6 protein-coding genes are annotated in these 7505 nt (G+C 37.5%); all 6 read left to right on the top strand.

The window, feature by feature from the left end; translation table 11 throughout:
- The first annotated feature begins 14 nt into the window (after positions 1-14).
- The 6 genes from JZO69_RS10745 (at position 15) to JZO69_RS10770 (ending at position 7477) form a co-directional block, all read left to right on the top strand.
- Positions 15-743: a PulJ/GspJ family protein gene (locus tag JZO69_RS10745; protein ID WP_207112873.1), complete on the top strand. Its 729-nt coding sequence runs from the start codon at positions 15-17 to the stop codon at positions 741-743.
- The gene (locus JZO69_RS10750) at positions 727-2760 is read left to right on the top strand and encodes a hypothetical protein (RefSeq protein WP_207112874.1); all 2034 of its coding nucleotides are present in this window, start codon (positions 727-729) and stop codon (positions 2758-2760) included. The genes JZO69_RS10745 and JZO69_RS10750 overlap by 17 nt, the downstream gene beginning before the upstream one ends.
- A gap of 32 nt (positions 2761-2792) precedes the next feature.
- Positions 2793-4550, top strand: a complete 1758-nt coding sequence (locus JZO69_RS10755; RefSeq protein WP_207112875.1) for a GspE/PulE family protein — start codon at positions 2793-2795, stop codon at positions 4548-4550.
- A gap of 24 nt (positions 4551-4574) precedes the next feature.
- Entirely contained in the window at positions 4575-5705 is a 1131-nt protein-coding gene (locus JZO69_RS10760; RefSeq protein ID WP_207112876.1) for a type IV pilus twitching motility protein PilT, read from the top strand.
- 3 nt (positions 5706-5708) lie between these two features.
- Positions 5709-6920, top strand: a complete 1212-nt coding sequence (locus JZO69_RS10765) for a type II secretion system F family protein (protein ID WP_207112877.1) — start codon at positions 5709-5711, stop codon at positions 6918-6920.
- A gap of 86 nt (positions 6921-7006) precedes the next feature.
- A complete protein-coding gene (locus tag JZO69_RS10770) occupies positions 7007-7477 on the top strand; it encodes a type IV pilin protein (RefSeq protein WP_207112878.1) in 471 nt (156 codons plus the stop codon).
- Positions 7478-7505 lie beyond the last annotated feature (28 nt).

The raw sequence follows: 7505 nt of genomic DNA on the forward strand, positions 1-7505 counted from the left end.
TGAAGGAGAAAAATATGAGCAGGATTCTGAAAGATGAAGACGGATTGACATTAATAGAAATGATTGCGACCTTAGCCATTTTTTCAATCGTAATCCTGTTTTTTGGAGCAATCATCGGCAGTATCGGGAAAGCATTTTCGATTCAAGGACAAAAAGTCGAATTCCAGCAAACGGCAAATGATATCGTAGCTCAAATAAACCAATTATCGAAAAAAAAGGGCCTTTATGAAAAAGCTGGATATTTGGGTAAGTTTCCTACAGCTGCTTCTTCAGGAAATCCTTGGCAGACCGATCAAATCATTAGTGTTTTCGATTCAGAAGCAACGAATCAAAAACCAATCGCCTTAACAGAACAAGGGAAAAATAAAATCGGGCTTACTGATATATTGGATGCCACAAAAGATAGTGGGAAAAATTCAGAAGCACGTTTTTATCGTTTAAAAAATCAAGAGTATAAAATCAAGATTTTTCAGCAAAAAAATAAACATGAATCCTTGAAAACACAATTCAAGACACCAAATTATCGAGATACTTTTACGATCCAGACTAGTGTGACGATTTTATTTTATAAAGGAACGATCGATTTTAACCGCTATGTTAAAAATGGTGAAATAAATTTAACTGGAAAAGGCGGCGTTGAAGAAAAAGAAGCTGCAGCTATTTTATATAGTCGAAAAGCAGAATTTACTTATCGTGATGAGCTAAAAGCGAAAGGAGAGATTCCCGGTGAAGGCAGATGGTAAAAAACTGAAAAGTGATGAAGCAGGGTATGCCTTACTCTACGCACTGGGAGCAATCGTGATTGTAAGTCTTGTGATGATGGGGATTTTTCTAAGAGCTAGAAATAATTTTTTGCAAATAAGTGCGGTGGATCAACTGGCAAAGATGAAAGATGTAAAAGAATATGCGTTACAAGAAGCTTCAATGACAATCAAAAAAAAGATTGAAACAAAGCTATCTGGAGACCTTCAGTTGGGACTAGATAAAACGGTTTTAAATAATAAAATGTCTGAGGTAACGAAAGAATTACAGAATCAGCCCATTCAAAAAAGTAATCTTGGGAAACAGCAAGATTTTTCATATACCGTGACGGTTTCAGAACCAACTGTTTCGATGATCAATCCATATAAATTTATTTCTGAGGACAACGGAGCAAGCGGTTGGATGCCGATGGAAGCAAGTGATTTAAAAGATGGAATAGTCAATACGAATACCACCTTTCAAATAGAGGTTAATGTGGAGCAAACTGTAAAAAATGGACAGAAAAAACAGTCATCTTCTAAAGGCGACTATGTGTACGAGTTTCAATGGACACAAGGACAGCAAGGAGCTGAGGCTCTAAAATTAGATGCTTGGAGGTATGTTTATTATCAACCAACACTTGCCAACGGGGATGAATTGATTACAGCTGACACTTGGATTCGCAAAATGGATCGTATTTATCGTTATCAATCAAATCAACCGCTATTTCCATATACAGAATATTTTATTAATTATGAAACAAGTTATGGACGTTCCAATAATTTTTTAGTAGATCTTCAAGATGGTACTTTTTTGAATTTTTGGAAAGACAGCAATTCAATTTTATATAAAGATTTAAACATTGCAGGTTCTTTTTTATTAAAGAATGGCGTGTTGATGCGTGGGAAAAAATCAATCTTGGCGAAAAATATAATTGCACTTCGTAATGACGAAAACTTAACGCAAGAGATAAATGCTATAAAAAATATCACAATCAAAGCAGATGTAGGGATGTACATCAATATTGATGTAAGTAAGTCAACGAACAAGAATGCAGGACTTTATGTGGAAAACGATACCTATGAGATACAAACGCCTAATTTATTGGTCAATAACACAGGATCAGGTGAAACGGATAAGGGATTTTTCTTAGCCAAAGGAGAAATTGTTTTAGAAAAAGAGACAACAGGCAAGCCATCGATCAATTTTGGTGAGTATGCCAGTAATGCAAAAATCATTAATCCCGTGGATAAATATTGGAATCAGTTTATGGAGGGTGGGTTTGTTATTGCGGGCTCGAATGTCTACCTAACGCCTCCAAAAAATACTATTAAGATTAATGGCGTCTCTGTTACTGCTGGGAAAAATGACAAACGCAGAATTCAAGTAAAAAGCGGTAATTTCATGTTGACCTCGGCCTCTTTGTTGAACCAAGGAGAAGAAACATTTGCTTATGCAGATAAAGGCACCTATACATCGAAAGCACGACCACCAGCTTTATTAGAGTTAGAAGGTCAACAATCCTCGCTGACTGTTGAAAATGGCGTGAGTTTTATTGATGCACCAAAAATGAAACGAAGAGGCTCTAACGCTAAGAAAGTAACCTATTACAACGATAAAAAATACTGGAACACCATTCGATTGAAAGACCGTAGCCGTTTGGATTTAGGGATTGCTGGCATTGAACCTTTTAATTTAGAAACACAAGCAAACACCACGATTTCAATGAAACTTCTTCCTAATCTTGAACTTTTTGATACAACGTTTATTAAAGAAGGTTTGAAAAAAGGCAAGGAAACAATCAAAGGGAAACTGATCATTGAAGTTGCGACAAAAGAAGACGGTGATTTGTTAATACAAGAATTAGAAAAAGAAGTGCTAATCGAAGAAGGTGAGCAGAGTAAAGCAAAGAATGGTGTTGTGACAATCGTGAAACCAGCTCATGGTGTGGTGCCTAAAAATGATACCCAATGGATCATACAGCGAGTATTTGATTATACCAATAATGTAAGTTATTAATCATGATGTTTATAAAAAAAGGAGAGAGGCAAATGGAAGAAAAGAAAGTACGTAGAAGAAAAAAAGTACGGCCAACTTTAGGAGAACGACCACAACCTAGCCGATCTCCCAAAAATCGAACGATAGATGAAAATGATCTTTTAGCAATTGCTGTGAAACAAGGCTTGCTAAGGAAACAGCAAGCAGAAGAAATCAAAGAGCAGATCACTTCAACAAGATCAGTTGAAAAAATTCTGCTAGATGAGCATTACGTTGATGAAAATCAACTAATGAAGCTCCAAAGCCTGCAGACTGGAATCAGAATCATTGATTTATTTACAGTGGAAAGAGAAACAGCAGTTCTTGACTTAGTCCCGAAAAAGTTTGCCCAAAAGCATCAGCTATTTCCTGTGAAAAAACGAAAAGGACGTCTGGTTGTGGCGATGGTCAATCCGATGGCCTATGACGTTATAAATGAATTGCGATTGATAACAGGTATGTCGGCCGTGCCGTATTTTGCTTCATCATCTGATATCAGTCAGATGATCACAGAACATTATCCAGAAGATTTGATGTTGGAAGAATGGTTGCAGGATGCAACAGAGGATAGTGCTATTGGCGAAACGCAGTCAACGAATACATTATTAGAAGACGACTCGCCGATCATCAAATTGGTCAATTCGCTGTTGCAAGCTGCTGTGGATAAAAAAGCCAGTGATATTCATTTTGACCCACAGAAAAAAAGTTTGAATGTCAGAATTCGTGTGGATGGAGAATTAGTTGAACTCAATCAGCTACCTAAAAATGTTCAACAGGCTGTGACATCCCGATTAAAAATTATTTCTTCTTTAGATATCACTGAAACAAGATTACCTCAAGATGGTCGTGCGCAAATCCAAAACGGCCGCCGAATGGTTGATTTACGGGTTTCTGTTTTACCGACGATTTATGGAGAAAAAGTTGTTATTCGGATCATTGATATGTCATCAGGATTAAGAGGTCTTGATGAATTTAACTTTGATAAAGATGTACTAAATGGAATTAAAGAATTATTAAAGCAACCTCATGGTATTTTTCTTGTCACAGGACCTACAGGTTCAGGGAAATCATCAACGTTATATGCGGCACTAAATGAGTTAAATCAGCCGAATGTCAATATTATTACAGTAGAGGATCCTGTTGAGTATCAGCTGGACGGCGTGAATCAGGTGTTGGTAAATAGTGATATTGGCTTAGATTTTGCTGCAGGGTTACGTTCGATTTTACGTCAGGATCCAAATGTTGTCATGGTGGGAGAAATTCGTGATGCAGAAACAGCAGAAATTGCGATTCGCGCATCCATGACAGGTCATATGGTACTTAGTACATTGCATACCAATGATTCGATTGCCACAGTCAGCCGACTGATTGATATGGGGATAGATTCCTTTTTAGTTGCAAATGCTTTAACCGGTGTTCTTTCACAACGATTAGTTCGGACGATTTGCCCGAATTGTAAAGTCGAAGAACCTGCAACCATAGAAGAAATTGAGTTTTTAGAAAAAAACAATGTATATGTGGACCATCTATATAGAGGAACTGGTTGTAAAAAGTGTAATATGACTGGCTTTAAAGGCCGGGTAGCAATTCAGGAATTATTTATCATCACTCCAGATGCACGTTTGGTTATTTCCAGAAATGGTGAGGCAAATGAATTAGCAGCTGTAGCTAAAAGAAATGGAATGAAAAAATTGCTGGATGATGGCTTAGACAAGGTCGTCAGAGGATTTACAACCATTTCAGAAGTATTGAAAGCTACAACTAATGAATAAATCGATAAAGCAAGGAGAGCAAAAATGCACGAAGAAGAAATAGAATTGTTAGCACAGCAAGCAGCAAGACGCAAAGAGGAACGCCCAGGGAAAATAAATCCTAAATTAAGACCGTATAAAGAAGATTTTGATGAGCTATTGAGAGAAGCAGTTCACAATAAAGTTTCAGATATTCATTTGACTGTTGGCTTGTCTCCAGTTTTTCGTTTAAATGGAGAATTAATGGAAGTAACCTCTGAAGACGTATTGACGAACAAAACAATTTCTATGTATGGTCGTGTGATGTGTAATGGGGAACAATGGGCTGAATTTAAAGAGAACGGAGAAGTCGATTTAGCTTATGAAGTTAAAAATGCTAGCCGTTTCCGTGTGAATATCTTTAGACAGAAAGGGAATGTCTCAATTGCTTTGCGGATCATTGCAACGAAGATCCCTGAGTTAAGTTCATTAGGCGTCCCGTCAGTTTTAAAAACCATGATCCAAAAAAAGCAAGGTCTGTTTTTAGTTACTGGACCTACTGGATCAGGTAAATCAACGACATTAGCCTCTATGATCGACTATCTTAATCGAACGAAAAAGACGCATATCATTACGTTGGAAGATCCAATAGAGTATGTTCACAATCACAAAATGAGCGTGATCGATCAACGGGAAATCGGTGTAGATACAGAGTCTTTTTCCAATGGTTTGCGGGCATCGCTTCGTCAAGATCCAGATATTATTTTAGTGGGTGAGCTGCGTGATTTTGATACGATCTCAATCGCATTGACAGCCGCTGAAACTGGTCACTTAGTTTTAGGAACTCTTCATACAACTAGTGCTGCTGCAACAATTGAGCGAATCGTAGATGTCTTTTCACCTGAACAGCAGTCTCAAGTTAGGACTCAGTTGGCAGGTGCGTTAGTGGGTATCTTGGCTCAGCGTTTATTGCCTAATCGTGGCAATAATGGACGGGTCGCTGCAACGGAAATGTTGGTAAATAATAAATCCATTGCGAATTTGATTCGAGGAAATAAAACTCATCAAATCAGTAACATGCTTCAAACAGGAAAAAGCGATGGTATGTATACCATGGAAAGTTGTCTTCAACAGCTTATGTCTTCAGGTAAAGTGGATATTGATGCAGCAGAGGCATTGCTTGGTGAGGAGGAATAGTTAATGGCAATCTATTCTTATGAAGCGCAAACGATGCATGGCAGTATAAAAAAAGGACGTTTACGAGCTGATAGTTTGTACGAAGCAGGTCAATTTCTCAAAAAAAAAGGCTTACGTTCGACACTGCTAATTGAGCAAGAAGAAACGTTTGCTACCAAAGACATTCAGTTATTTAACAAAATCAGTGTCAAATTGCTTGCGGAATATTTGCAGAAGTTTTCAACGTTGATCGATTGTGGTATATCAATTACCTCCGCTTGTGAAATGTTAGCAGAACAAGAACAGAATAAAAATTTCAAAAAAATTCTGACTCAAATTTGTGAGGAAATTCGTGGTGGGGATGCATTGTCTACTTGTTACAGTAGGCATCCTAATGCCTTTCCATCAATGCTGGTCAGCATCGTGCGAGCGGCAGAAATGTCTGGAACACTAGATGCAACACTACTAAGAATGAGTACTTATTATGAGAAAAAAGCCAAAGCACGCGGTGGCGTGATCACTGCAATGATTTATCCAATCATCATGTTGGTTCTATCGCTTTGTGTAGGGATTTTCTTGATTGTGAGTATTGTTCCAATGTTTGTGACAGTGTTTGAAAGTTTGGATGCAGAGTTACCAGCAATCACAAAAATTACAATCGGCTTAAGTGAATTCTTACAAACAAAAGGCTGGATGCTGCTCGTTATGATTGCGGCTGTTGTCATTGGTTTTAAGTTAATGATGCGTAATGCTGAGCTGAAATTTAAATGGCATAGTCTGATTTTACGGATGCCGGTTTTTGGCGAATTGATCCAAAAAAGTAATTTAAATATGATGTTGAGCACCCTATCGACATTGTTAGAAAGCTCCGTTTCTATTTCTAAAGCTTTAGGGATGTCTGCTGATGCAGTGGACAATTTATATATCAAGCAACTCATACATCGATGTCAGGCAGAAGTTGAAAAAGGCGGTTCACTAAGTGACGTGTTCAGCAAAGATAAAGTCATTCCGCCACTAGTAACTCAGATGACGATCGTCGGTGAGTCGACAGGTTCACTGGAAAGTATGCTGAAGAAATTAAGTAACATGTTTGAAGAAGAAGTAGAAATGTTAGGTGAGCGGATCAAGTTGATCATGGAACCAATAACGATCATCGTGATTTGTGTAATCGTTGGGTTGATAGTTTCAGCGATCCTGTTACCGATGTTTTCTATGTATGATGCGGTACAAGGCTAATAAAAGGATGACACATAAATAGTGACTATTTATGTTTATCATAAAAAAACGTACATAAAAATTGTACACAGAGAGGAGAAACAAAAATGTTAAAAAAAATATTGAAGGATGAGCGAGGACTTTCTCTAGTTGAGTTACTTGCAGTTGTAGTAATCATGGCGATTATTGCGGGAATTGGAGCAGTTGCTATTACTGGTGTTATTCAGAAGAATAAAGAAGATGCTGGAATAAGTACAGTACAAAATTTAATGGCAGCAGCAAACATGTATCAAGCTTCAAATGAAGGTAATGAAAATGCTATTGGAACTAAGTCTCCTAAAGTTAATGCCTCTGACTTGGTTACAGCAAACGTTATTACGAATATTGGTGGAGGAGTTGTAGAGGATAGTATACCAGGGATAGAATTTGATATGGTAGATAATAAGATTGTTATGACAATCCCAGCAAGGACATTTTTAACTGGAAATATGCAAAATAAAGCGAAATCAAATATAAATGAGGGTGCTGTTGCTAAGTTAGATCGTGCGGGGTTTTGGGAACCTAAGACAAGTAACTAATTTTGAATAAATTTAAACTAGAAATCAT

It is taken from the genome of Candidatus Enterococcus ikei, assembly GCF_017316105.1.
GTDB classification, from domain to species: Bacteria; Bacillota; Bacilli; order Lactobacillales; family Enterococcaceae; genus Enterococcus_L; species Enterococcus_L ikei.

Excerpts from the sequence above, each read along its gene's own strand:
- JZO69_RS10745 (WP_207112873.1), top strand. The coding sequence starts at position 15 with ATGAGCAGGATTCTGAAAGATGAAGACGGATTGACATTAATAGAAATG.
- JZO69_RS10755 (WP_207112875.1), top strand. The coding sequence starts at position 2,793 with ATGGAAGAAAAGAAAGTACGTAGAAGAAAAAAAGTACGGCCAACTTTA.
- JZO69_RS10760 (WP_207112876.1), top strand. The coding sequence starts at position 4,575 with ATGCACGAAGAAGAAATAGAATTGTTAGCACAGCAAGCAGCAAGACGC.
- JZO69_RS10765 (WP_207112877.1), top strand. The coding sequence starts at position 5,709 with ATGGCAATCTATTCTTATGAAGCGCAAACGATGCATGGCAGTATAAAA.
- JZO69_RS10770 (WP_207112878.1), top strand. The coding sequence starts at position 7,007 with ATGTTAAAAAAAATATTGAAGGATGAGCGAGGACTTTCTCTAGTTGAG.